The organism is Streptomyces sp. NBC_00104 (assembly GCF_045160825.1).
Lineage (GTDB): Bacteria > Actinomycetota > Actinomycetes > Streptomycetales > Streptomycetaceae > Streptomyces.
In genome coordinates, this window is sequence record NZ_CP108215.1 from 3,360,699 (window position 1) to 3,383,860 (window position 23,162).

At 71.5% G+C, this 23,162-nt stretch carries 19 protein-coding genes; 11 read left to right on the forward strand and 8 right to left on the reverse strand.

The window, feature by feature from the left end; translation table 11 throughout:
• Window positions 1-2 precede the first annotated feature (2 nt).
• The 5 genes from OG272_RS14585 to OG272_RS14605 all read left to right on the forward strand — a co-directional run bounded on the left by OG272_RS14585 (window position 3) and on the right by OG272_RS14605 (window position 6,382).
• Window positions 3-1,094: an aldose epimerase family protein gene (locus OG272_RS14585; RefSeq protein ID WP_327729916.1), complete on the forward strand. Its 1,092-nt coding sequence runs from the start codon at window positions 3-5 to the stop codon at window positions 1,092-1,094.
• A gap of 176 nt (window positions 1,095-1,270) precedes the next feature.
• The gene (locus OG272_RS14590; RefSeq protein ID WP_326583080.1) at window positions 1,271-2,920 is read left to right on the forward strand and encodes a histidinol-phosphate transaminase; all 1,650 of its coding nucleotides are present in this window, start codon (window positions 1,271-1,273) and stop codon (window positions 2,918-2,920) included.
• A gap of 506 nt (window positions 2,921-3,426) precedes the next feature.
• A complete protein-coding gene (locus OG272_RS14595; RefSeq protein WP_328508203.1) occupies window positions 3,427-4,662 on the forward strand; it encodes an extracellular solute-binding protein in 1,236 nt (411 codons plus the stop codon).
• Between the two features lie 131 nt (window positions 4,663-4,793).
• Window positions 4,794-5,606, forward strand: coding sequence for an intradiol ring-cleavage dioxygenase (locus tag OG272_RS14600; RefSeq protein ID WP_405893558.1), 813 nt, complete (start codon window positions 4,794-4,796; stop codon window positions 5,604-5,606).
• A 311-nt stretch (window positions 5,607-5,917) separates the two neighbouring features.
• Complete coding sequence (locus tag OG272_RS14605) at window positions 5,918-6,382, forward strand: ATP-binding protein (RefSeq protein ID WP_327729915.1); 465 nt, start codon at window positions 5,918-5,920, stop codon at window positions 6,380-6,382.
• Window positions 6,383-6,453: 71 nt separating this feature from the next.
• Here the strand turns inward: OG272_RS14605 and OG272_RS14610 are convergent, their stop codons facing one another.
• The 7 genes from OG272_RS14610 to OG272_RS14640 form a co-directional block, all read right to left on the reverse strand.
• Window positions 6,454-7,182 carry an alpha/beta fold hydrolase gene (locus OG272_RS14610; protein WP_326583077.1) on the reverse strand — a complete coding sequence of 243 codons (729 nt, stop codon included), beginning with the start codon at window positions 7,180-7,182 and terminating at the stop codon, window positions 6,454-6,456.
• Between the two features lie 63 nt (window positions 7,183-7,245).
• Entirely contained in the window at window positions 7,246-7,941 is a 696-nt protein-coding gene (locus OG272_RS14615; protein WP_326583076.1) for a maleylpyruvate isomerase family mycothiol-dependent enzyme, read from the reverse strand.
• Entirely contained in the window at window positions 7,938-8,771 is an 834-nt protein-coding gene (locus OG272_RS14620) for a fumarylacetoacetate hydrolase family protein (RefSeq protein ID WP_405893561.1), read from the reverse strand. Before OG272_RS14620 ends, OG272_RS14615 begins: the two co-directional genes overlap by 4 nt.
• Window positions 8,768-9,871 (reverse strand): cupin domain-containing protein, encoded by a 1,104-nt coding sequence (locus OG272_RS14625; RefSeq protein WP_328222938.1) that lies wholly within the window; start codon window positions 9,869-9,871, stop codon window positions 8,768-8,770. Before OG272_RS14625 ends, OG272_RS14620 begins: the two co-directional genes overlap by 4 nt.
• Window positions 9,861-11,534: a (2,3-dihydroxybenzoyl)adenylate synthase gene (locus OG272_RS14630; protein ID WP_405893563.1), complete on the reverse strand. Its 1,674-nt coding sequence runs from the start codon at window positions 11,532-11,534 to the stop codon at window positions 9,861-9,863. The genes OG272_RS14625 and OG272_RS14630 overlap by 11 nt, the downstream gene beginning before the upstream one ends.
• 11 nt (window positions 11,535-11,545) lie before the next feature.
• A complete protein-coding gene (locus OG272_RS14635; protein WP_326583072.1) occupies window positions 11,546-13,588 on the reverse strand; it encodes an acetate--CoA ligase family protein in 2,043 nt (680 codons plus the stop codon).
• On the reverse strand, window positions 13,585-15,102 hold the full coding sequence (locus tag OG272_RS14640) for an FAD-dependent monooxygenase (RefSeq protein WP_405893566.1): 1,518 nt from the start codon (window positions 15,100-15,102) through the stop codon (window positions 13,585-13,587). Before OG272_RS14640 ends, OG272_RS14635 begins: the two co-directional genes overlap by 4 nt.
• A gap of 183 nt (window positions 15,103-15,285) precedes the next feature.
• On the opposite strand from OG272_RS14640, the gene OG272_RS14645 reads away from it, so the two are divergent.
• Window positions 15,286-16,095: a PaaX family transcriptional regulator C-terminal domain-containing protein gene (locus OG272_RS14645; protein ID WP_327729910.1), complete on the forward strand. Its 810-nt coding sequence runs from the start codon at window positions 15,286-15,288 to the stop codon at window positions 16,093-16,095.
• Window positions 16,096-16,126: 31 nt separating this feature from the next.
• On the opposite strand, the gene OG272_RS14650 is transcribed toward OG272_RS14645, so the two are convergent.
• On the reverse strand, window positions 16,127-16,909 hold the full coding sequence (locus OG272_RS14650) for an IclR family transcriptional regulator (RefSeq protein ID WP_326583069.1): 783 nt from the start codon (window positions 16,907-16,909) through the stop codon (window positions 16,127-16,129).
• Window positions 16,910-17,237: 328 nt separating this feature from the next.
• Between OG272_RS14650 and OG272_RS14655 the strand changes: the two genes are divergently transcribed.
• The 5 genes from OG272_RS14655 to OG272_RS14675 are packed head-to-tail and all read left to right on the forward strand — an operon-like array spanning window position 17,238 to window position 23,064.
• A complete protein-coding gene (locus tag OG272_RS14655; RefSeq protein WP_405893568.1) occupies window positions 17,238-18,224 on the forward strand; it encodes an amidohydrolase family protein in 987 nt (328 codons plus the stop codon).
• On the forward strand, window positions 18,217-19,806 hold the full coding sequence (locus OG272_RS14660) for a bifunctional 3-(3-hydroxy-phenyl)propionate/3-hydroxycinnamic acid hydroxylase (protein ID WP_327729908.1): 1,590 nt from the start codon (window positions 18,217-18,219) through the stop codon (window positions 19,804-19,806). Before OG272_RS14655 ends, OG272_RS14660 begins: the two co-directional genes overlap by 8 nt.
• Window positions 19,803-21,095 (forward strand): MFS transporter, encoded by a 1,293-nt coding sequence (locus OG272_RS14665; protein WP_327729907.1) that lies wholly within the window; start codon window positions 19,803-19,805, stop codon window positions 21,093-21,095. Before OG272_RS14660 ends, OG272_RS14665 begins: the two co-directional genes overlap by 4 nt.
• Complete coding sequence (locus tag OG272_RS14670; protein WP_405893570.1) at window positions 21,092-22,204, forward strand: maleylacetate reductase; 1,113 nt, start codon at window positions 21,092-21,094, stop codon at window positions 22,202-22,204. Before OG272_RS14665 ends, OG272_RS14670 begins: the two co-directional genes overlap by 4 nt.
• The gene (locus OG272_RS14675; protein WP_326583064.1) at window positions 22,204-23,064 is read left to right on the forward strand and encodes a dioxygenase; all 861 of its coding nucleotides are present in this window, start codon (window positions 22,204-22,206) and stop codon (window positions 23,062-23,064) included. Before OG272_RS14670 ends, OG272_RS14675 begins: the two co-directional genes overlap by 1 nt.
• The last annotated feature ends 98 nt before the right edge of the window (window positions 23,065-23,162 follow it).

The window sequence follows — 23,162 nt, forward strand, 5'->3', positions numbered from 1 at the left end:
GGATGGCGGGGCCCTTCCCCTTTTTGTGGGAGAAAGGCGGGACGTCACCCGTGAAGGAGCTCTTCGGCAAGCTCGCCGACGGCACCGAGATCCACCGCTGGTCGCTGGAGAACGGCGGCACCCGTCTGAAGGTCCTGTCGTACGGCGGGATCGTGCAGTCCCTCGAGACCCCGGACCGGGACGGCCGGTACGCCAACGTCTCCCTGGGCTTCGACACCGTCGAGGACTACGTCACCGGGTCCCCCTACTTCGGCGCGCTGATCGGCCGGTACGGCAACCGCATCGGGGCGGGCCGCTTCACCCTGGACGGCGAGACGTACGAACTCTCCGTCAACGACGGCGCGAACAGCCTGCACGGCGGGGCGGACGGCTTCGACAGGGCCGTGTGGGACGTCGAGCCGTTCACGGACGGCCCGGACGTGGGCCTGTACCTGAGCCGCACCAGCGCCGACGGCGAGATGGGCTACCCCGGCACACTCGCCGTGAAGGTCGCCTACACCCTCACCGAGCGGGGCGAGTGGCGGATCGACTACGAGGCGACCACCGACAGGGCGACCGTCGTCAACCTCACCAACCACGTCTACTGGAACCTCGCGGGCGAGGGCGGCGGCTCGGTCCACGAGCACCGGCTGACCCTCGCCGCCTCCCGGTTCACCCCCGTCGACGCGGGCCTGATCCCCACCGGTGAGCCGGCCGAGGTCGCGGGCACGCCCTTCGACTTCCGCCGGGCCAAGGCGATCGGCGCGGACATCCGCGAGAACGATCAACAGCTGCTGTACGCCAAGGGGTTCGACCACAACTGGGTGCTGGACAAGGGCGGTACGACGGAGCCCGAGTGGGCCGCCACGCTCACCGACCCGTCGTCCGGCCGCACGCTGAGGATCTCGACGACCGAGCCGGGGCTGCAGTTCTACTCCGGGAACTTCCTCGACGGCACGCTCGTGGGGTCCTCCGGGAAGATCTACCGGCAGGGGGACGCGCTGTGCCTGGAGACCCAGCACTTCCCGGACTCGCCGAACCAGCCGACGTACCCGTCGACGGTGCTGCGACCTGGCGAGACGTACCGCTCGGCGACGGTCCACGCGTTCGAGTGACGCTGGAGTGACATCGAGTCTTCACAGCTCACTCACAATTTCCCACCAAATACTCAGTGGTTGAACAGCGCCATCCCAGCCTCCGTATGTAAGGGCGGCCCGTGCTCCCCCGCACGGGCCGCCCTTAGTCGTCGGGCCCGGCCGTCCCCAGCGGGCCCGCCCCCTACGGAGGTTCCATGGCCGACAACGTGACCTCGTTGTTCCGCAGCACTGCGGCGCACAGCCCCTCGATGGCGGCGCTGACACGTGAGGGCGGCGAGGGTGCGGGTCCGGTGGACTTCTGTATCCCGTGCAACCCCTACTTCCCCACCCCCGCCATGTTCGACGACATGGCGGCCAGGCTGCGCGACATCATCACGTACTACCCGAGCGGCGCCGACACCATCACCGCGGAGCTGTGCAACCTGCTCCAACTGCCGCCGCAGTGCGTGGCGATGGGCAACGGCTCGACCGAACTCATCACCTGGCTCGACCACTTGATGGTCCGTGAGTCCCTCGCCGTGCCCGTCCCCACCTTCGGCCGCTGGACCGACCAGCCGATGGAGACCGGCAAGCGGGTCGACATGTACCCGCTCCAGGAGTCCAGCGGCTTCGCCCTGGACCTCGCGCAGTACGCCGAGTTCATCCGCGCCCGCGGCACCCGGGTCGCCGTCATCTGCAACCCGAACAACCCCGACGGCGGCTTCATCCACCGGCACGCGCTGGTGCAGTTCATGGACGCGATGGCCGACCTGGACCTGATCGTCATCGACGAGTCGTTCCTGGAGTTCGCCGACGCCGAGTCCGAGCCGAGCACGGTCCAGGACGCGGTGATGCGGCCCAACGTGGTCGTACTGCGCAGCCTCGGCAAGAACTTCGGCCTGCACGGCATCCGCTTCGGCTACCTGGTCGCCAACCCGGCGCTCGCGGGCAAGGTCCGCTCGATGCTGCCGAAGTGGAACCTCAACTCCTTCGCCGAGCACGTGGTCTTCATGCTGAAGAACCACGGCGCCGAGTACATGGAGAGCCTGCACCAGGTCCGCCGCGACCGGCTCGACATGGCCCGGCAGCTCTCCGCCCTCCCCGGGCTGACGGTCTACCCGTCGCAGGGGAACTTCCTCTTCGTGCGTCTGCCCGTGGGCGCCGAGGGCACCGTGGTCCGCGACCGGCTCCTCACCGAGCACCGGATCCTGGTCCGCGAGTGCGGCAACAAGGTCGGCTCGTCCAGTCGCTTCCTGCGACTCGTGGTCCGGCCCCAGGTCGACGTGCGTCGCCTGGTGTCAGGCCTGGAGTCGGTTCTCTACGGGTCCAGGAGGGGAGCCGCCGTACCCGAGCTGAGCACCGGGACCAGCTACAGCTCGGGTACGGCGGCCGTGGACCGGCTGATGAGCGAGACCAACGGCACCGGGATGCACAACCTCGCCGCGCAGGCCATGAGCATGCCGGCCCCGGCGCCCGCCTCCTCCATGCAGTTCGCGTCCCCCGCGCCGGCCCCCGTGCCCGCCGCCGCGTCCATGCAGTTCGCGCCCCCGGCCCCGGCGCCCGTGCCCGCCGCCGCGTCCATGCAGTTCGCGTCTCCGGCACCCGCTCCGGCCCCGATGCCGATGCCGGTCCCCGCACCGGCTCCGATGCCCGCCGCGCCGGCCCCCGCCATGCCGGCCCCCGGCCTCCAGCCCGTCGCCCAGACCGGCATGCCCGGTCTCGCGGCCGCCGCCCAGGGCCGTCGCACCATGGGCGCGGCCCAGGGCCTGACCGCCGCCCAGGTACGCGGCCGCACCCAGCCGGAGCCGCTGGAGGAGCCGCAGGGGTGGCCCGCGGCGGGGGCGGTGTACAACCAGGTGGGCTGAGCCCGGCCCCACCCCTGACCGACCGCATGAGGCGACGCCCCCAACAGGCCCCGCGAGGGCCGCTGTCGGGGGCGTCGCGCTACTCCCGCCTTGCCGCCGTACAGGGCGTCGTGGGCGGCCCGGCCGTGCGCGGCGGCCACGCGACGCCACGCGGCGGCGTGAACGACAGGGGCGCCGATTCCGTACTCCCTGTCGCCGGTGGGGCGTCTCGGGTCACTCCCGTCACCCCGTCGGAACCAAAACGCAACGCCCACGGCCCCGTACGCACCGGTGTGCGCCATACGATCAAGCCCATCGCATACCTGTGCGAGCGAGGCCCGTGCCCAGTACGGCGCTCCTCACGTACGCCGTACCGCCGTACCGCTGAGCTGCCGTACTGCCGCACGCATGCGTCTCAGGTTCGACTGGAAGCCGGAAGTGGGTGGACCGTGCGTCACAAGCCCCGGACGAGTCACAAGGTCCGGACGAGCGGCAAGGCCCGGACGAGCCGCAAGGCCCGGACGATCGTGGCGGCCACGGCCGCGCTGGGCCTCGCGGCCGGGCTGTCCGGCTGCGGCGGAGGCACGGACGCGGAGTCGGGAGGGGTCTCCCTGACGGTCGTCGCGACCAACTACGGCGACAGTGTCCACAAGAACTCCGAGGGCTACTGGGACCGGGTCACCCTGGCGTTCGGCGCCGAGCACCCGGGCATCGACGTGGACGTCGAGGTCTACGACCCGGACGAGGTCGACGAGAAGGTCGCCGAACTGGTCGAGCGGGGCGAGGCACCCGACATCGTCCAGACGGACAGCTACTCCGAGTACGCCGCGCAGGACCTCCTCTACAGCGCGGACGAAGTGCTGTCGGTCCCGGTCCAGGCCTCGTTCGTCCAGAGTCTCGCGAACGCCGGGGAGATGGACCGGGCGCAGTACGGCCTGCCGTTCACCGCGAGCACGCGGCTGCTCTACTACAACAAGGACCTGTTCGAGCGGGCCGGCCTGGAGCCGCCGAAGACCTGGGACGAACTCCTCGCCGACGCACGGGCGTTGAAGGCGCAGGGGGTGAAGTACCCGATCGCCGTGCCGCTCGGCCCGGAGGAGGCGGAGGCCGAGACGCTGATGTGGCTGCTGGCCGGCGACGGCGGCTACACCGACTCCACGAACAGATACGACATGGCCTCCCCCGCCAACGTGGCGACGCTGACCTGGCTGAAGGAGAAGCTGATCGGCGAGGGTCTCACCGGCCCGGTCGCACCCGGCGAGCTGAACCGGAGCGAAGCCGTCGACGCCTTCCTCACCGGTGACGCGGCCATGGTCAACGGCCCGCTGTCGCTGATCCGCCAGATCGAGGACTCCTCCGACTCCGTGCCCTACGGCACCGTGCCGCTGCCGAGCCGCGACGGCAAGGAGACACCTACGATGGGCACCGCGGACTGGGTCGTCGCCTTCAGGAACGACGAACACCGCACCGCCATCGGCCAGTTCCTCGACTTCCTCTACGCCGACAAGTACGTGACCGAGCAGGCCGCCCAGTACGAACTGCTCCCCGTCACCACGTCCGCCGCCGACGCGATGCGCGCCGACAAGGGCCACCGGTCCCTGTGGAAGGGCCTCGACACCCTCCAGAACCTCCGCCTGTACCCCGTCGCCGAGACCAACTGGTCCGAGGTGGCCGCCGCGATCCGCAAGCGGATCGGGAAGGCGGTGACTCCGGAGGGGAACCCGCAGGAGGTACTGGAGTCGATCGCGCGGGAGGCGAAATAGCCCCCAAGGGCGTCGCCGACCAGGTAATTCAACATTCCATCAACTCACCTGTCTCACAAGAGACTTGACGGTTGTTCACTTTGCCTAACTGACAGCTGACCGATAGTTTCCGTTTCTAGGGTGCCGTGTTCATGACAGACACTTCAGTGCCCTCAGAGGCAACAAAGGCAACCGCGGCGACAGAGGCGACTTCGATCGGGCGCCGCACCGTACTGATCGCCACCGGCGCCACGGCCGCCACCCTGGCCGTGGGCGCCGCCGCCACGTCTGAAGCCCCCACAGCCGCAACGGCCGACACGGGGAACACCGCTCCCGTGGCCGCCGCGGCCGTCTGCACCCTCACGAAGGAGATGACCGAAGGCCCCTACTACCTCGACGGACAACTCGTCCGCGCCGACATCCGCGAGGACAAGACCGGCTTCCCGCTCCAGCTCACCCTCACCGTCGTCGACGACGACACCTGCGTCCCGATCAGCAACGCCCTGGTCGAGATCTGGCACTGCGACGCGCTCGGCGAGTACTCCGGCTTCGTCGGCAACAACGGTCACGACGAGCCCGACAACGGCACGTTCCTGCGCGGCGCCGTACTGTCGAACTCCAGCGGCGTCGCGAAGATCACGACGGTCTACCCCGGCTGGTACCGGGGCCGGTGCATCCACATCCACCTCAAGGTGCACACGGACGTCACGCTCACCTCCGACGGCTCGTTCACGGGCGGCCAGGAACTCCACACCGGCCAGCTCTTCTTCGCCGAGACCATCACCACGCGCGTCGCGGCCCTCTCCCCGTACTCCGCCAACACGGTCCCCCGCACCACCCTCGCCCAGGACTCCATCTACGACGAGGGAGGCGCCGCCTCCGGCCTCCTCACCCTGACGGCGCTCGGCAGCTCGCCGTCGGCCGGGTACGCGGGGTCGCTGACGGTGGGGGTGGAGTCGAGCTGACGTAGTCGCCCCCGGGACACCGGCTCCCTCCCGGACCGTGCGGGAGGGGGTCGGTGCCGTGGTGCGCGGAAGGCGGCGAGCCTCTCCTCGTCCCACCGATCGGTGGACGCAAACCGATCAGCCGATGTCGGGCGAAAGCAATCGCGATCCGATCGAATTCATACGGTTCCGACCAGGCACGATGTCCTCTCGATCTCCTGGGTACTCATCCGGCGAGCACGGCTAGCGTGGGCAGGGTGCGGCAGTTCACCTTTGACGCCCAGCGCCCCGTGCCCGTATCCATCGACACCCATCGAGAGGAGGCGGCCGTGATGACGGGCGGGGAAACGGACGGCGGAGCCGGAACGATCGGCGGCGCGGGCGGCGAGGAACCCGGCCCCGCCCCCGAAACCCTCCTGCTGAAACGCCACTTCACGGGGGAGAACCTCCCTCAGGTACGCGCCCAGGTGGAGGACACGGCCGCAGCTGCGGGCCTCGGCGGGGTACGTCTCGGCGAGTTCACCCTCGCGGTCAGCGAGATCGCCGCCAACGCCGTCGAACACGCCGGCGGCCAAGGCCGCCTCGAACTCCGCCGCCTCCCCCACGAACTGGAGTGCCGCATCACCGACAACGGCCCCGGCTTCACCCCCACCATCCCCGAACTCCTCCCCGGCCTCACCGACAGCTGCCCCGGCCGCGGCCTCTGGCTCGCCCACCTGGTCACGGATCGCCTGACGGTCACGACGGACCTGACGGGGACGGGGGCCGAGGTGACGCTGGCTGTGTGGCTGGGGTGACCTGCGGGAGCCGCCCACTTGCGTTGAGCCATGCGGCCTTGTCGCGCTCGTCAGGCTCTGGGCTTCCACCGTTATGCCGCGCAGGCACGGACGAACGCGTCGGCCAGTTCTGCGGGGCGGGTGAAGAGGGCCTCGTGGCTGCCGGGGGTCTCGATCATCAGCGGGTTCTTCAGGCGCTGGGGGAAGCGCTCGGCCCAGTGCCACTCGCCGGGGAGGGAGAGGTCCTCCTCGGACAGGACGTACGCGGTCGGGATGTCCAGCGCGTAGAACGCGCTCGTGTCCGGCTTCTCCGTGAAAGTACCGAGCGGCTGTGGCACGAGAAGGGAGTGGACGATCCGCTGTGTCTCGTCGTCGGCGTCCTGCATGAACGCCTGCTGGAACACCTCGAACGGGAAGGTGACCGCGTTGTTGCCGGAAGCGGCCGCCACCGCGCGGAACATCTCGCCGTAGTGCGGCGGGCACGCGTCGATCAGCGACTCGCCGTCGTTCGGCACGAACGCGCTCCAGAAGACCAGCCGACGCAGCCGGGAGGCCAGCCGGGGCGCCGCGCCCACCAGCACGTAGCCGCCCCAGCTGTGACCGACCAGCGTGATGTCCGTCAGGCCGGCGCGTTCGACGTACTCCACGAGGCTGTTCACACAGTCGGTCAGGGTCACGTCGCGCGGGTCGTCGCCCTCGCCCAGTCCGGCCAGCGTGGGGGTGTGCACCTCGTGCCCGGCGGCACGCAGCTCGTTCGCGACGGGGCGCCAGGCCCATCCTCCGTGGCAGGCACCCGTCACCAGGACGAAGGTCTCGCTCATGCCGATCTCCTTTGATCGTTGACAATCACTGACAATCACTGAAAATCCCTGACCATCACTCGGTCACAGCCAGCGCGGGAGCTTCGGCAGCTCGCCGCGCAGTTCTTCGGTGCCGCCCCGGCCGGTGAGCCAGGCGGCGAGGGCGTGCGGCGGCCCGGTGACCGTGGGGCCGCTCGGGGAGGGCGTACCGAGTACGACGGTGCCGTGGCCGTCCGCCGTCAGCCCGGCCCCGCTCTCCGGCCCGACGCGGGCCGACATCCATCCGGCGACGTCCCGTACGAGGGCCCAGGCGAGGTCCGGCGGCAGCACGTCCATACCGACGCCCACCCGCAGGTCGACCAGGTGGATCCACACCTCGCGGGCCCGTAGCCACGGCACTTCGGACGCCGGGATCTCACGGCCCTGGGCGCTGGTGACCGTGGCCGACCAGGCGTCGTCCGTCAGCGCCTCGGCCGCCGCGGCGAACCGGGCGGCGGATTCCCGTACGTCCGCCCGCTGTTCGGCGAGCGGGCGTCCGGCGCCCGCGTCGATGTCCGTCGCGCGCTGGTCCGGTGAGGTGTACATCGGGGTCGGGGTGCCCGTCCGGGCCCAGGTCAGCAGGTTGACCAGGGCGTCGGCGTTGCGGGCGAGGTGGGTGAGGAGGTGGCCGCGGGTCCAGCCGGGCAGGGCGGACGGTTCGGTCACCGCGTCGGCGGGCAGCGCGTCGACGGCTTCCTGCAGTCGGCGCTGCCCGTCCGCGACCCAGTCCAGGACCTTCACTGCTTGTCCTCGACGATGGTGTTGACGCACTCCCCGACGCCCTCGATGACCGTCCGTACGACCTGCCCCGGCTTCAGGAACACCTTCGGGTCACGGGCCGCGCCGACCCCGCCCGGCGTACCGGTGAGAACGAGGTCTCCCGGCTCCAGCGTCGTGAACGTGCTGAGGTACGCGGCGATGTCCGCCGGGGTGAAGAGCAGGTCGGACGTACGCGAGCGCTGCATGACCTCGCCGTCCACGTCGAGGCGGATCTCCAGGTCGGCCGCGTCGTCGATCTCGTCGCCGGTCACCAGCCAGGGACCGGCCGGGGTGCTGGCCTCCCACGCCTTGCCCTGCAGCCACTGCGGGGTACGCCACTGCCAGTCCCGCATGGAGATGTCGTTGACGACGGTGTAGCCGGCGATCGCGGCCGCCGCCTCCTCCTTGCCGGCCCGGCGGCGCAGCCGGGAGCCGATGACGAAGCCGAGTTCGGCCTCCCAGTCCAGCTCTTCCGTCTCGCCGGGGTGGACGATGTCGTCGCGGGCCCCGAGCAGGACGTTGGCGAACTTGCCGAAGAGGGCGGGGTGCGACGGCATCTCGCGGCCCATCTCCGCGATGTGGGTGCGGTAGTTGTGACCCACGCAGAAGATCTTGGACGGGGTGGTGACGACCGGGGCGAGGTCGAGGGCGGCCACCTCGTGCGCCGGGCCGTCGGCGGCGGCAGCGGCCGTACGCCAGTCGGGGCGGCGCAGCAGGGCGGCGACGTCGGGGGCTCCGGTCTCCACGGCCCGGGCGCCGTCGAGACGGACGGCCGCCGTGCCGGCGGCGGTGCGGATGGTGGCGAGCTTCATGCGGACGTGCTCCCGGTCGTTTCGGTGCGGGCGAGGTTCAGCGCCTCGTAGAGGGGCGCGTCGTTGAAGGTGAACAGGTCGAGCCGCGTGTGCGCGGCGATGGTCAGGGCGCACCAGGAGGGGACGGCGATCAGGTCGCCCTCACTCACCTCGGTCACCCGGTCGTCGAGGGTGACGGTGCCGCTGCCGCGGAACACCTGCCAGACCGACGAGCCCACCGTGCGGCGGGTGGCGGTGACCGTGCGCGGGCGCAGGCGATGCATCTCCGTGCGCAGGCTGGCCAGGGCGTCGCGGCCGGTGGCGGGGTTGGTGAAGCGGATGCCGGCGTGACCGGGCTCGATGACGCCCGGGTGTCCTTCGTCCGCCAGCTCCAGCTGGGCGCTGAGGGCGTCGTCGGTGTCGGCCCAGCGGTAGGCCATCAGAGGTGAGTCGGGGCTGTCCGGCGCACCGATCGGGCGCAGGCCCGGGTGGCCCCACAGGCGTTCGTTGCGTGACCGGGTCGGGGTCGAGCGGTCCGACACGCCGTCCTCGCCGAACTCGAAGAACCCGGCGTCCAGGCGGTGCACGAGCGGGATGTCGAGGCCGTCCAGCCAGACCATCGGCGCGTCGCCGACGTGGTGGTGGCCGTGCCAGTGCATCGAGGGGGTGAGGAGCAGGTCGCCGGGGCGCATCTCGACGGCGTCGCCGTTGACGACCGTCCACACGCCCTCGCCCTCCAGGATGAACCGGAAGGCGCCCTGCGAGTGCCGGTGCGCGGGGGCGACCTCGCGCGGGCCGAGGTACTGAACCGCCGCCCACAGGTTGGGAGTCGCGTACGGCCGTCCGGGCAGGCCGGGGTTGGCGAGGGCGATGGCGCGGCGCTCACCGCCGCGTCCGACCGGCACCAGGTCTCCGGAGCGGCGGGCGAGCGGCAGCAGGGTGTCCCACTGCCAGACGTGCGGGACGGCTTCGGGCTGCGGGGTCATCGGCATGAGGTTGCCGATCTCGGTCCACAGCGGGATGAGTCCGGCCTCCGCGAAACCGTCGTACAGCTTGCGGAGTTCGGGGTCCGTCTCCTCCGGGGCTATGACGGGCGCCCTGCCGTCGGTGTCAGTGGTCATCGGGGGTTCCTTCGGCGTCGAGCCGGCGCGTGATGTCGGCGCGCAGCGCTTTCTTGTCGATCTTTCCGACCTTGGTGGCGGCGAGTTCGGGGACCGCCACCAGCCGGTCCGGGAACTTGAAGCGGGCGATGCCCGCGCCCTCCATGACGTGGTGGATGTCGTCGAGGGTCACCGTGTGGCCCGGTTCGGGTACGACGTAGAGGCAGACGCGCTCGCCGAGCCGGTCGTCGGGCATCGCCACGGCGGCGGCGCGGGCGACGCCGGGTGCCTGGTAGGCGAAGTTCTCGATCTCCTCCGCGGAGATGTTCTCCCCGCCCCGGATGATCATGTCCTTGTCGCGGCCCTCGACGACGAGGTTGCCGTCGGGCAGCAGTCGCACGATGTCGCCGGTGCGGTACCAGCCGTCCTCGGTGAAGCCGCGGGCGTTCTGCTCCTCGGCGCGGTAGTAGCCGCGCGGGGTGTACGGGCCGCGGGTGAGCAGCACGCCAGGGGCCCCGTCGGGGACCGGGTCGCCCACTTCGTCGACGACGAGGAGCTCGTCGTCCTCGCACATGGGGCGCCCCTGTGTCGTACAGATGACGTCTTCCGGGTCGTCCGGGCGCGTGTAGTTGAGCAGACCCTCGGCCATGCCGAACACCTGCTGGAGCGTGCAGCCGAGTTCGGGGCGCACCCGGCGGGCGACATGGTCGGCGAGCCGGGAGCCGCCGACCTGGAGGAGACGCAGCGAGCCCAGGTCGGTTCCGGGGTGTTCGCGGTGGTGGTCGAGCCAGCGCTGGGCGATGGCCGGGACCAGGGCCGAAGCGGTGACGCTCTCCCGCTCGATCAGCGGGAACGCCTTCTCCGGGTTGGGGGAACCGAGCACCACCCGGCCGCCGTTCAGCAGGACGCCCAGCAGGCCCGGGCAGGCGAGCGGGAAGTTGTGACCGAGGGGCAGCGCGGCGAAGTAGACCGTGTCAGCGCCGAATTCACAGACCTCGGCGCTGCGGCGGGCGTTGTAGACGTAGTCGTCGTGCGTGCGGGCGATGAGCTTGGGCAGCCCGGTGGTGCCGCCGGAGAGCAGGAACACGGCGATCGAGCGGCTGTCCGGCCGGTACGCGTCCACGGCTGCCCGGTCCTCAGGGGTGCCGGGCGCGGCGCACAACTCCCGCAGGTCCACGGCGTCGTCGCCGATCTTGTCGCCGAGTACGAGGACGTGCTGAAGGGTGGGAGAGGCGTCGGCGACCTCGAAGGCCATCGCCTGGTGGTCGTGGTCCTTGAGGAGGTCCGGCACCGCGATGGCCACGGCCTCGCTGTGCTCGACCAGGTGGCCGATCTCGTGTCTGCGGTGCCCGGGCAGCGCCATCACCGGGATGACGCCGAGGCGCAGACAGGCGTAGGTCAGGATCACGAACTCGGCGGTGTTGGGGAGTTGCACCACGAGCCGGTCGTCCGGGCGGAGCCCGAGCGCGGCCAGGCGCAGGGCCACGGCGTCCGCCCGCTCGGCGAAGTGACGGTACGTCAGCCTTCGGCCACCATCGACGAGCGCGACCGCGTCGGGGGTGGCGTCGGCGGCGGCGTGGAGCCGGTCGCCGAGGGCGTGACCTTCCCAGTACCCCTTCGCGGTGTAGCGCTCGGCGTATTCCGCGGGCCAGGGGACAGCACCGTTGCTGCTCGGCCTTGGCATGATCGTTCTCCTCAGGTGCGGTCGGCCGTGTGCACGATCACGGCGTCCAGGGCGATCAGCCCGTCGGCGGTGAGCCGCAGGGGGTTGATCTCGATCTCGGCGGTGTCCGGACTCGCGGCCAGGGCGGCGGCGAGCGCCGACACGACCCGCCCGAACTCGGCCCGGTCGAGCACCGGCCCGCCGCGCCAGCCGTCGAGCAGGGCGCGCGCGGCCAGGTCGTCGGGCATCCGGGCGGCCTCGGCCGCGGAGAGCGGGGCGAGCCGGATCGCGACGTCGGCGAGGGCCTCGGCGGCCGTGCCGCCCAGCCCGGCGAGGACGACCGGCCCGAACACGGGGTCCCGTCGTACGCCGAGCACGAGGTCGACGCCGGCCGGGGCCATCGCCTCGACCAGGTAGCGGTGGTCGGGGCCGATGGCGTCCACGGCCGCGTCGAGTTCGTCGGGGGTGCGGACGCCCAGGTGGACTCCGCCGGTCTCCGTCTTGTGGAGGATCGCGGCGTCGAGCACCTTGACCGCGACGGACCCGCCCAGCAGGCGCAGGGCGTCGTGGGCGTCGGCGCGGGTGTCGCAGGCGACGCGGTCGGGGGTGCGGATCCCGAGGGCGGCGAGGAACGTCTTGGCGGCGTCCTCGTCCAGCGGACCGGACGGCACGGCTGCGGTCGTCTCCCGCACGGGCGCGTCGGCGGGCACGGCCCGCTGCCGGGCATGCGTCACCAGTGCCCGTACGGCGTTGGCGGCCGACGCCGGTCCGGTCAGCGCCGGAATTCCCGCCTTGTGCAGCCTCGCCCGCTGCTCGGCGACGTCCTCGGGCAGGCCGCCGACGACGACCACGGCCGGGGACCGGGCGCCGAGGCCGGCGTCCTGCGCGGCCGAGGCGAGGTCGACGCTGTCGGGCTCGGTCAGGGCGTAGACGGCGAGCAGGTCCACCGCCGGATCGGCGGCCGTGGCGTCGAGGACCCGGGCGAAGGTCTCGGCGGGCCGGCCGGTGTCGACCGGGTTGCGCTGGTAGGTGAGCGGGGGCAGCAGCCCGGAGAGGGTCTGCTGTGTGTCGTCCGCCAGCTCCGGCATCCGGATGCCGTCGACGCCCGCCCGGTCCGCGAGCAGCAGTCCCGGTCCGGCCTGGGCGGTCACGATGGCGAGCCCCGGATCATCTAGCGGACGCACCTGGACGCGGGACAGCGCGGTGAGCGCGTCCACCATCTCGCGTTCGTCATCGACGACCACCGCCCCGGCCTGCCGCAGCGCGGCGCGTGTCGTGCGCCAGGAGGTGGCGAGCGCGCCGGTGTGCGACCGGGCGAAGTCACCGACGTCGCTGCGGCCGACGACCAGTGCCACGACCGGCTTGACGGCAGCGGCCCGGCGTACGGCCTCGACCAGCCGTGGCCCGTCCGGAACCGTCTCCAGGTGCAGGGCGACGGCTGTCGTACGGTCGTCCCCCGCGAGGTGGGCCAGGACGTCCGGGGCGGTGACGTCGAGGCCCGCCCCGATGCCGACGCCGAGGCTGATGCCGTTCCCGGCGGCGACCAGGTCGAAGGAGAGCGCGTGGTTGACGCCGCCGCTGGCCGCGACGACCGCGATGTCCCCGGCCGGGATCTGCCCGGCCGCGGGCACGAAGCTGGCCGTCAGGCCCAGGTGAGGGGCGAAGAAGCCGGAGGTGTTGGGGCCGAGCAGGCGGATCCCCGTCTCCTGGGCGATACGCCGCAGTGCCTGCGCGTACTGCTCGCCCTCCGGGCCCGCCTCGCCGAAACCGCCCGCGCAGACCAGCGCCGCACGGCAGCCCGCGGCTGCCGCCTCGGCCAGTGCCTGGGCGCAGCCGGCCGCGGGTACGCAGAGCACGGCCAGGTCCAGTCGTCCGCGGGTGTGCGTGACGGCTTCGGCGACCGAGGCGTACACGCCCTCGTCGGGTTCCGGACGGCGCGCGTTGACCAGGGCGCGGGCGCCGGGGAAGGTCGCCAGCGAGCGGGCCATGGCGGCGCCCAGCTTGCCGCTCTGCCGTGACGCGCCGATCACGACCACGCCCTCGGGCGCGAACATCGGCGTCAGGTCGGTGCTCATGCCTGCTCCCCCGCCACCAGGTCGGCGCGCCCGGACAGCAGCAGCGTCTCGGCGCGGTCGTCGTCCATCGCGTCCTCCACGATCAGTGCGGGCACGCCGTGCACGAGGCGGGCCTGTTCGGCGAGCAGTGACCGGGTGAACGGGTTTCCGCCCTGTACGGCGACCAGGTCCGGGGGCGTGTCACCACCGAGGGCGTCGGCCAACTCTTCGTAGATCTCCGGCAGTTGGTCCTCCCCCTCCGGTGCGGTGAGCCACAGGCACCCTTGGGTGCGCAGCGCCGCGAGCTCCTCGGAGGTCAGGCGCCGTCCGCCGAACTCCCGGAAGGGAGTGGCCAAGGGGTCGAGCCCGTCGTGCGCGGCCCGCCAGTCCCGTACGACCTGCTCGACGAACTCCGGGTCGCGGCGGGCGATCCGTTCCTTGCCGATGCTGCGGGAGATGAAGTGGAAGGCGAACCGCGTCGGTTCGAACGCGTCGTGGTAGCGCCCGAAGTGCTCCCACCACGACAGGCTCGGCCGGGCGGCGCCCTGGATCTTCGCCACCGCGGGCTGCCGCGCCGCCTCGTACGCCTCCAGGGCGCTCGCGAGGTCGTCGCGGTGGGCGAGGAGGCTGTCGGCGAGGGAGACGGCGTCCTCCATGGCCATCTTGGTGCCGGAGCCGACGGAGAAGTGCGCGGTGTGCGCGGCGTCGCCGAGCAGGACGACGTTGCCGCTGTGCCAGCGCCGGGTGCGCCGGGTGCGGAAGTTGCCCCAGCGGGAGTTGTTGACCAGCAGTTCGTGCCCGTCGATCTGCTCGGCGAAGAGCTTCTCCAGGTAGTGCTTGGTCTTCTCGTCGCTCGGGCCGGGCGGTTGCGCGGTGTCGAACTCGTCGAGCCCCGCCCGCCGCCAGGACTCCTCGTCGGTCTCGACGATGAAGGTGCTGACGCTGTCGCTGATCGGGTAACCGTGCACGGCGAAGGTGCCGTGCGGGCCGTGCTCGTGCACGAAGGTCAGGCCGTCGAAGAGGTAGTCCGTGCCGAACCAGATGAACTTGGCGGTGGCGACCTCCACCTCCGGCACGAGCACGTCGGCGAACCGGTCACGGAGCCGGGAGTTCGCGCCGTCGGCGGCCACGATCAGGTCGTAGTCGGCCAGTCGCGCGGGGTCCGCGGGAACCTCGTGGCTGAACCGGAGCTCGACGCCGACCTCCTCGGCCCGCCGGTGCAGCAGCTCCAGCAGGGCCTTGCGGGTGATGGCCGCCATGCCGTTGCCGCCGCACCGGATCCGCTGCCCCTTCAGCCGCACCTCGATGTCGTCCCAGTGCCGGCCGTGTTCCGCGAGCGCGGTGCGCAGCACGGGATCCGCCGCGTGGATGGCGGCCAGCGTGGCGTCCGAGAACACCACGCCGAAGCCGAAGGTGTCCTCCGGGCGGTTCCGCTCGAAGACCGTCACCTCGACCGACGGATCGGCCTGCTTGATGAGCGCCGCGAAGAACAGCCCACCGGGGCCTCCTCCCACACAAGCGATCCGAGTAACCATGGCTCCTGCCTCCACGTCGAGTACAGGCCCAGACTCAGGCCCGAACCCGTCCTGTGTCAACAGATCCACGGACGTCAATAATTTGTCGCACATCTGCGAGGCGGTTTCCCCCGTGAAAACAGGGGTTCCATCGGCTTCATCGCTCATCATCACGACGGCCGTCCGTGTGACATAGTCGGTTCCGTGAAGCCTCGATCGATCGTCTTCGACCTGTTCGGCGACTACGTCCGCTACCGCGGCGGCGCCGCCCGGCTGCGCACCCTCAGCACGCTGATGGGCTCCTTCGGCGTCGGCGAGAGCACCGTACGAGTGGTCCTCGCGCGCCTGCGCAAGGAGGGCTGGTTCGACGTCCGGCGCGAGGGCCGGGAGACCCTCTACGCGCTCAACAAGCGCAGCCTCCAGCTCCTCGACGAAGGCCGCTCACGCATCTTCGACCGGGCACCGTCCGACTGGGACCGCCACTGGTACATGGTCATCTACTCGGTCCCCGAGAGCGAGCGCGGCGTACGGGACCGCATCCGCAAGGAGCTGGCCTGGCTGGGCTTCGGCCCGCTGGCCCCGTCCACCTACGTCTCCCCCCACGACCGGCTCCAGCAGGTCCGGGAGAAGTTCGCGGACGAGCCGGCCATCCGCCTGGACACCCTGCGCTGCCAGTCCGGCGGACTGCCCGTCGACCGCGAGATGGCGGCGCGCGGCTGGGACCTCGCGGCCCTCAACGAGGACTACCGGGAGCTGCTGCGCACCTACCGCGGCCGTATGCCGTCGTACCGGTCCGGACACCTCGGTCCCGAGGAGGCGCTGGTCGAGCGCATGCGGCTGACCTACGACTACCGCAAGTTCCCCTTCCGCGATCCGGACCTGCCGACCGAGCTCCTGCCCGCGGGCTGGGTGGGCCACGAGGCGCACGAGATGTTCCTGGAGGCCCACGAGATCCTCGGCCCGTCGGCCGAGTCGCACTACGACGAGGTGACCGGCCGGCGCCCCGTCGAATAGGGCAGCCCCGTCGAGTAGGGCATGACGCGCCCTACGACAGGTACCCCAGCTCGTGCGACGCCGCGGCCACGGCGTCGTGCAGCTCGCGGGTCACCTCGGCGAGGTGGTCCGGGGTGCCGAGGCTCTCGGGCAGGACGACGGAGACGGCGAGCGGCAGCGGGTCGTTCGCCGCGAAGACGGGCGCGGCGACCGAGATGATGCCCGGGATCACACCGCTGTGCGTCACGACGTGCCCCTCTTCGCGGACCTGTGCGCGGGTGGCCGCGAGGCGCTCGCTCGTCCACTCCGCCTCCTTGCCGCGGAGTTCTCCGCCCAGCACCTCGTCGGTGAGGCTCTCGGGCAGGTGGGCCAGGAAGACCTGGCCCACGGACGACGTGAGCAGGGGAAGAGTGGCGCCGACGCGCACCGTCAGGGGCAGCGGGCGCGTTCCGTACGCCCAGCTCACCACGATCGGGCCGCGGTCCCCCCACACGGCGAGGTTCACGGAGTGGCCCGTGCGGTCGCGCAGCCGCATCGCGTGGCCGCCCGCCACCGCCACCTCGTTGGTGCGACGCAGCGACTCGGCGCCCATGCGGCGCATCGCGGCACCGAAGTCATAGAGACCCGAAGCGGGATCCTGCGAGGTCAGCCCTATGCGGCCGAGGCTGACGAGGTAGCGGTGCACCTTGCTGGGCTGCATGCCGCTCGCCTGCGCGATCGCCGACAGACTCAGCGCTCCGCCGCCGTTCTCCAGCGCCAGCAGGACCCGCATCGCCATCTCGACGGACTGGATGCCCTGCCGCTCCCCGTTCTCCCTGGGGTCGGTCTCGGTCACGACGCAGCTCTCTTCCCGCAGGTGAATGACGGTGCTCAGCCTATCGACGCGACGAGCGCCGACCTCCGCACACGAACAGATCTTACATTCACTATTGCGGAACGCATTACGTTCTGGTGAACTGCGGGAGCGGTGGCACTCATCTCCCCGACTGCCCCCGTCACATCGGCGGCCCGTTTCGCAGCCGCCCGGAGCCGCTCACCCTTCGGCGCACACACCCGCGCACCTCTCTCCCTCCGGCCACTCACACCGAGCCGGGCATCGCCGCACCCCCGCATGCGGGACATCGACTGCAAAAGCGCACGAACCCCCCGAGGAGAACTCCGCAATGAAGCTGATCGGCCTCGAAGAGCACTTCGTGACCCCGGACCTGGTGGGCCACGGCGCGTCGACCGCGTCCATCGCCCAGCCCGCCGCCTGGGCCGAAGCCTCCCGCCGCCTCCTCGACCTCACCGAGGAACGCCTCGACTCCATGGACGCGGCCGGCCTGGACATGCAGGTCCTGTCGCTCAACTCCCCCGGCCTCCAGGCGGAGAAGGACCCGGCCGCCGCCGTACGCCAGGCGACCACGGTCAACGACTTCCTCACCGGCGTCATCGCCGAGCACCCCGACCGTTTCTCCGGCTTCGCCGCGCTGCCGCTGCAGGACCCCGGGGCCGCGGCCGACGAGCTGGAGCGCGCGGTCACGCAGCTCGGCCTGCGCGGCGCCCTCGTCAACGCGCACACCCACGGCAGGTACCTGGACGACCCCGCCCTGCGCGTCGTCTGGGAGCGCGCCGAACACCTCGACGTACCGCTCTACCTGCACCCGGCCAACGGCGTCGACACCGCGCACGTGCTGTCCGGGCACCCCGAACTCGTCGGACCGATGTGGAGCTGGGGCGTCGACACCGCCACCCACGCCCTGCGCCTGATCTTCGGCGGCGTCTTCGACGACTTCCCGGGCGCCAAGCTGCTCCTCGGCCACATGGGAGAGGGGCTGCCGTACGTGATGTGGCGCATGGACTCCCGCTGGGAGTTCCACGCGCACCACGGCATCGAGCTCAAGCGGGGCCGTCCTTCGGAGTACATCCGGCACAACCTCTACCTCACGACCAGCGGCGTCTGCTCCCCCGCCCCGCTGCTCACCGCCCTGCTGTCGATGGGCGCCGACCACATCCTGTTCGGCACCGACTACCCCTTCGAGGACATCGGGACGGCCACGACGTTCCTGCGGGACGCCCCGATCAGCGACGCCGACCGGCTCAAGATCGGCCACCAGAACGCCGAGAAGCTGCTCGGCCTCGCCACCACACCCGCGTTCGCGGGTGTCTGAGCGGAAGGGCACGCACGTGTACGACGTCGCCGTCATCGGGTACGGGCCCGTGGGCATGGTCACCGCGGCGCTGCTCGGGCAGGCGGGCCACGACGTGGTCGTCCTGGAGCGCTACCCGACCCTCTACAACCTTCCGCGCGCCGCCATCTTCGACGACGAGACGATGCGGACCTTCGACCGCCTCGGTATCTCCGGCGATCTGCTGCCCACGCTGCACGTCCAACGGAACTACGAGTGGCGCAACGGCGCCGGCGAGCTGCTCATCGAGCACGACTTCGCCGCCGTCGGGAGCCAGGGCTGGGCGGAGTGGTACATGATGTACCAGCCCTACCTCGAGGACGCCCTGGACGGCCTGGTCCGCGGCCTCGGGAACGTCGAGATCCGGATGGACTCCCCGGTCACCGGCCTGCGGAGCAGGCGGCACGGCGTGGGCGTCCAGGGCGTGGACATCCAGGTCGCGGGAAGCGACACGGCGGTCTCGGCCCGGTACGTCGTGGCCTGCGACGGCGGCAACAGCTTCACCCGCGGATGGCTCGGCGTCGAGCAGGAGGACTACGGGTTCTCCGAGCCGTGGATGGTCTGCGACTTCCGTCTGACCGGTCCCTCGGACATTCCCAAGGCCCGTCAGGTGTGCGACCCGAAGCAGCCGATATCGATCATCTCGCTGGGCCCCCGGCACCACCGGTTCAGCTTCATGCTCGACTCGACGGACTCCTTCCCCGTCGAGCGGGAGCCCGACCGGGTGTGGGCCCGGGTCGCCGACTACGTCGACCGCTCGCGGGCCGACCTCGTCCGCGTCGCCACGTACACCTTCCGCTCGCTCGTCGCGGAGCGCTGGCGCGACGGCCGGATCCTGCTCGCCGGGGACGCGGCCCACCAGATGCCGCCCTTCCTCGGGCAGGGCATGTGCTCGGGCATCCGCGACGCCCAGAACCTCGCCTTCAAGCTCGACGCCGTACTGCGGGGCGCCGACGACGCGCTCCTCGACACGTACCAGAGCGAACGCGAGCCGCATGTGCGGGCCATCATCGCCCAGGGCATCGAGCTCGGCCGCGTCCAGACCATGCGCGACCCGGTGGCCGCCGCCGAACGCGACGCCCGCCTGATCGCCCAGCGCGAGGCCGACGGGCGCCCGGAGAAGATGCGCTTCCCCGGCCTCGGCCCAGGACTGCGCGACGCGTCCCCGCAGGCGGGGCACCTGATGCCGCACGGCCGGGTGGAATCGCACGGCACCGAGGGACTCTTCGACGAGGTCCTCGGCCGCGGCTTCGTCCTCCTCGTCGACGGCCGCGAGGGCGCCTCGCCCGACGCCTCGGCCATCGAGCCGGCCGCCGGGCTCGGCGTGGCCGTCCACCACCTCACCGACCGCCGCCTCACCACCGAGGGGATCACCGATGTCGGCGGCGTCTACGGACGCTGGTTCGACGAGACCGGCTCCGCCGCCGTTCTGTGGCGGCCCGACTTCTACATCCTCGGCACCGTGGACTCGCTGTCCGACGTCCCGGCGCTCCTGAACACACTTGCCACGGCAGTCCAGCCCGTACAGGCTCCTGCCATCGTCGGAGAAGGGATCCGGCCATGACCGCACCGTCCGTCATACGCCCCACCGTCCGCAGAGTGCCCGCGACCACGTTCATGCTGGTAGCGGCCTGGGTCGTCGCGTCACTGGAGGGTTACGACCTCGCCGTGTACGGCGTCACCGTGCCCGCGATCCTGGGCGACCCCTCGCTCGGCATCGACAAGGCCGAGGCCGGCACCATCGGCTCGCTCGTCGGCATCGGGATGCTGATCGGCGCGGCCCTCGCCGGGGCCCTCGTCCACCGCACCGGCCCGCGCCGGCTCCTGCTCGTCGGCACCACCGTCTTCTCGCTCGGCATGGCGGTCTGCACGTTCGCCGCCGGCGTCCCGTCCTTCGGGGCCGGGCGCCTGGTCGTCGGCCTCGGCCTCGGCGTCGTCCTGCCGACGATCAACGCATACGTCGCCGACCTCAGCGAACCGGGCCGCCGCAGCCGCAACGTCACCCTGATCATGAGTGGCTACGCGTTCGGCGCCCTGCTCTCCCCGCTGCTCGGCACCGCCCTGCTGCCCGACGTCTCGTACCGCTGGCTGTACGTGATCGGCGTGATCCCGGTGTTCCTGGCCATACCGCTGGTGCTCCGGCTCCCGGAGAGCCCGTTCCACCTCAGCCGTACGGGCCGGACGGCCGAGGCGAGGGTGGTGGAGGAGCGGCTCGGTCTCGCCCCGTCGGACGCCTCCCCGACGGCGGACCCCGGTCGCTGGCTCGGTATCGGCTCGCTGCTGACGGGCGGACTCGCGCTCTCGACCGTGCTGTTCTGGGCGATGTCCTTCTGCGGACTGCTTCTGGTCTTCGGCATCAGCACCTGGCTGCCCAGCATCATGCAGGCCGCGGGCTTCTCCCTCGGCTCGGCGCTGCTGCAGACGGCCGCCATGTGGCTGGGCGTCGGTGTCGGGGCCGTCGTCGGCGGCCGGGTCGCGGACGCGCTGGGCGCCAAGCGTGTGGTGGTCGTCGCGTTCCTGGTCGGCACGCTGAGCCTGGTCGCGATGAGCACCCGCCCGCCGACGCCGGTCATGTTCGTGCTCATGTTCATCAGCGGGTTCGGGTTCATCGGCTCGCAGATCCTCGGCAACGCGTTCATCGTGACGCGCTACCCGGACGCCCTGCGCGGCAACGGCCTCGCCTGGGCCCTGTCGATCGGCCGCTTCGGCGCGATCGCCGGCCCGACCCTGGGCGCGTTCGTCCTCAGCTCGGGCGCCGACGTCGAGTGGGCCTTCTACGCCTTCGCCGTACCGGCACTGATCGGGGCGTTCGCGGCGGGCGCGGTACCCCGGGTGCGAGCGGTCACGGCATGACGCGAGTCGCCTACGAGTCCTGGGGCCAGCGGGTCGTCTTCGGCTCGGGCACCGTACGGGAGGACGTGGCGGCCGAGGTCGCGGGACTCGGCGCGAGCCGGGTCCTGGTGATCGCGGCCGAGGGGGAACGCGCCCTGGCCGAGGACATCTGCAAGGACGTTCCCGTCGTGGCGACGTTCGGCGCCGTCAGACCGCACGTGCCGGCCGAGGTGGCGGGGGCCGTGCGGGCGGCAGCCCGTGAACACGCGGCCGACCTGCTGCTGAGCGTCGGCGGCGGCTCCACGACGGGCACCGCCAAGGCAGCCGCGCTCACCACCGGCCTGCCGATCCTCGCCGTCCCCACGACCTACGCCGGTTCCGAGGCAACCCCCGTCTGGGGCCTCACCGAGGACGGCCACAAGCGCACCGGCGTCGACCCGAAGGTGCTCCCCCGGATCGTCGTCTACGACGCGACGCTCATGCTGTCGCTGCCGACCCGCCTGTCAGTGACGTCGGGGCTCAACGCGCTCGCCCACTGCGTCGACGCGTGGTGGGCCCCCCGGCACAACCCGATCAGCTCCGCCCTGGCCGTCGAGGGCGTCCGCTCGCTGGCGTCCGCGCTGCCGCGCATCGTCGCCGACGGCCAGGACGTCGCGGCCCGCCGGGAGATCCTCTTCGGCACCTACCTCGGGGCGGTCGCCTTCGCGGGGGCCGGCTCCGGACTGCACCACAAGGTGTGCCACGTCCTCGGCGGCGCGTACGACCTCGACCACGCCGCCCTGCACTCGGTGGTCCTGCCGCACGTGGTCGGCCTCAACCTGGCCGCGGCACCCGAGGCGGCGCGGCACCTGGGAACGGCGCTCGACTCCCCCGCGGATCCCTTCGGCGCGCTGCTCGCTCTCTGCACGAGCCTCGAACCCCCCTGTTCGCTGGGCGAGTTGGGACTGCCCGAGGAGGAACTCGACCGGGCCTGCGACCTGGTCATGGCACAGGTACCGGACACCAACCCGCGGCGCGTGACCCGCGACGAGATGCGCGAGCTGCTGGCGCGCGCGTGCCGCGGGGACACCCCGGTGACGGTCCCGGCGAGGGTCCCTCTCACCGCCCTGCACACGGAAGAGCGACCCTGATGACCGAGACGACTGAACGGGAACTGACCGACAAGGTCGTCGCGAGCTTCGGCACCGCGAAGGACGAACGGTTCCGCGAGGTCATGCAGGCCCTCGTACGGCACGCCCACGCGTTCGTGCGCGAGACGCGGCTCACCGACGACGAATGGACCGCCGCGATCGAGTTCCTCACCGCGGCCGGTCACATCACGACCGACACCCGCCAGGAGTTCGTCCTCCTCTCGGACGTCCTCGGCATCTCCATGCTCACCGTCGCGGTGAACGAACCAGGCCTCGACGAGTCGACGGAGTCCACGGTCCTCGGCCCGTTCTTCGTCCAGGACTCGCCCGGGATCGAGCTCGGCGGGGACATCGCGGGCGGCGCGACCGGTGAGCCCACGTGGGTCGAGGGCCGGGTCACGGACACCGACGGCAACCCCGTCCCCGGCGCCCGCGTCGAGGTGTGGGAGGCCGACGACGACGGCATGTACGACGTCCAGTACGACGACGCGATCCTCGCGGGGCGCGCGCACCTGTTCACCGACGCCGAGGGCCGCTACCGGTTCTGGGGGCTCACCCCCACGCCGTACCCGATCCCGGACGACGGTCCCGTCGGCCGGCTCCTCGACCACGCCGGCCGCTCACCGATGCGCGCACCGCATCTGCACTTCATGGTGACGGCACCCGGCTTCCGGCGTCTCATCACGCACATCTTCGTGGCGGACGACCCCTGCCTGGACGCCGACTCCGTCTTCGGCGTGAAGGAGTCACTCATCCGTCCCTTCGACCGTCACGAGGCCGGTACACCGACGCCGGACAGCCGGGAGCCGGCGGGCCCGTGGACCTCGACGACCTTCGACATCGTCCTCAGGAAGGAGTGAAAGGAATGAAAGGAGTGAGCGGACAGGTGCGTTCGGGTACTTCGGGAGCGGGATCGTGCCCGCTGGGTCAGGTCCAGTCGAGGATCCGCCGCACTACG

Excerpts from the sequence above, each read along its gene's own strand:
- OG272_RS14665 (WP_327729907.1), top strand. The coding sequence starts at position 19,803 with ATGACCGCACCGTCCGTCATACGCCCCACCGTCCGCAGAGTGCCCGCG.
- OG272_RS14610 (WP_326583077.1), bottom strand. The coding sequence starts at position 7,182 with ATGAGCGAGACCTTCGTCCTGGTGACGGGTGCCTGCCACGGAGGATGG.
- OG272_RS14670 (WP_405893570.1), top strand. The coding sequence starts at position 21,092 with ATGACGCGAGTCGCCTACGAGTCCTGGGGCCAGCGGGTCGTCTTCGGC.
- OG272_RS14630 (WP_405893563.1), bottom strand. The coding sequence starts at position 11,534 with ATGCCAAGGCCGAGCAGCAACGGTGCTGTCCCCTGGCCCGCGGAATAC.
- OG272_RS14635 (WP_326583072.1), bottom strand. The coding sequence starts at position 13,588 with ATGAGCACCGACCTGACGCCGATGTTCGCGCCCGAGGGCGTGGTCGTG.
- OG272_RS14605 (WP_327729915.1), top strand. The coding sequence starts at position 5,918 with ATGACGGGCGGGGAAACGGACGGCGGAGCCGGAACGATCGGCGGCGCG.
- OG272_RS14675 (WP_326583064.1), top strand. The coding sequence starts at position 22,204 with ATGACCGAGACGACTGAACGGGAACTGACCGACAAGGTCGTCGCGAGC.
- OG272_RS14590 (WP_326583080.1), top strand. The coding sequence starts at position 1,271 with ATGGCCGACAACGTGACCTCGTTGTTCCGCAGCACTGCGGCGCACAGC.
- OG272_RS14600 (WP_405893558.1), top strand. The coding sequence starts at position 4,794 with ATGACAGACACTTCAGTGCCCTCAGAGGCAACAAAGGCAACCGCGGCG.
- OG272_RS14585 (WP_327729916.1), top strand. The coding sequence starts at position 3 with ATGGCGGGGCCCTTCCCCTTTTTGTGGGAGAAAGGCGGGACGTCACCC.
- OG272_RS14620 (WP_405893561.1), bottom strand. The coding sequence starts at position 8,771 with ATGAAGCTCGCCACCATCCGCACCGCCGCCGGCACGGCGGCCGTCCGT.
- OG272_RS14640 (WP_405893566.1), bottom strand. The coding sequence starts at position 15,102 with ATGGTTACTCGGATCGCTTGTGTGGGAGGAGGCCCCGGTGGGCTGTTC.
- OG272_RS14655 (WP_405893568.1), top strand. The coding sequence starts at position 17,238 with ATGAAGCTGATCGGCCTCGAAGAGCACTTCGTGACCCCGGACCTGGTG.
- OG272_RS14625 (WP_328222938.1), bottom strand. The coding sequence starts at position 9,871 with ATGACCACTGACACCGACGGCAGGGCGCCCGTCATAGCCCCGGAGGAG.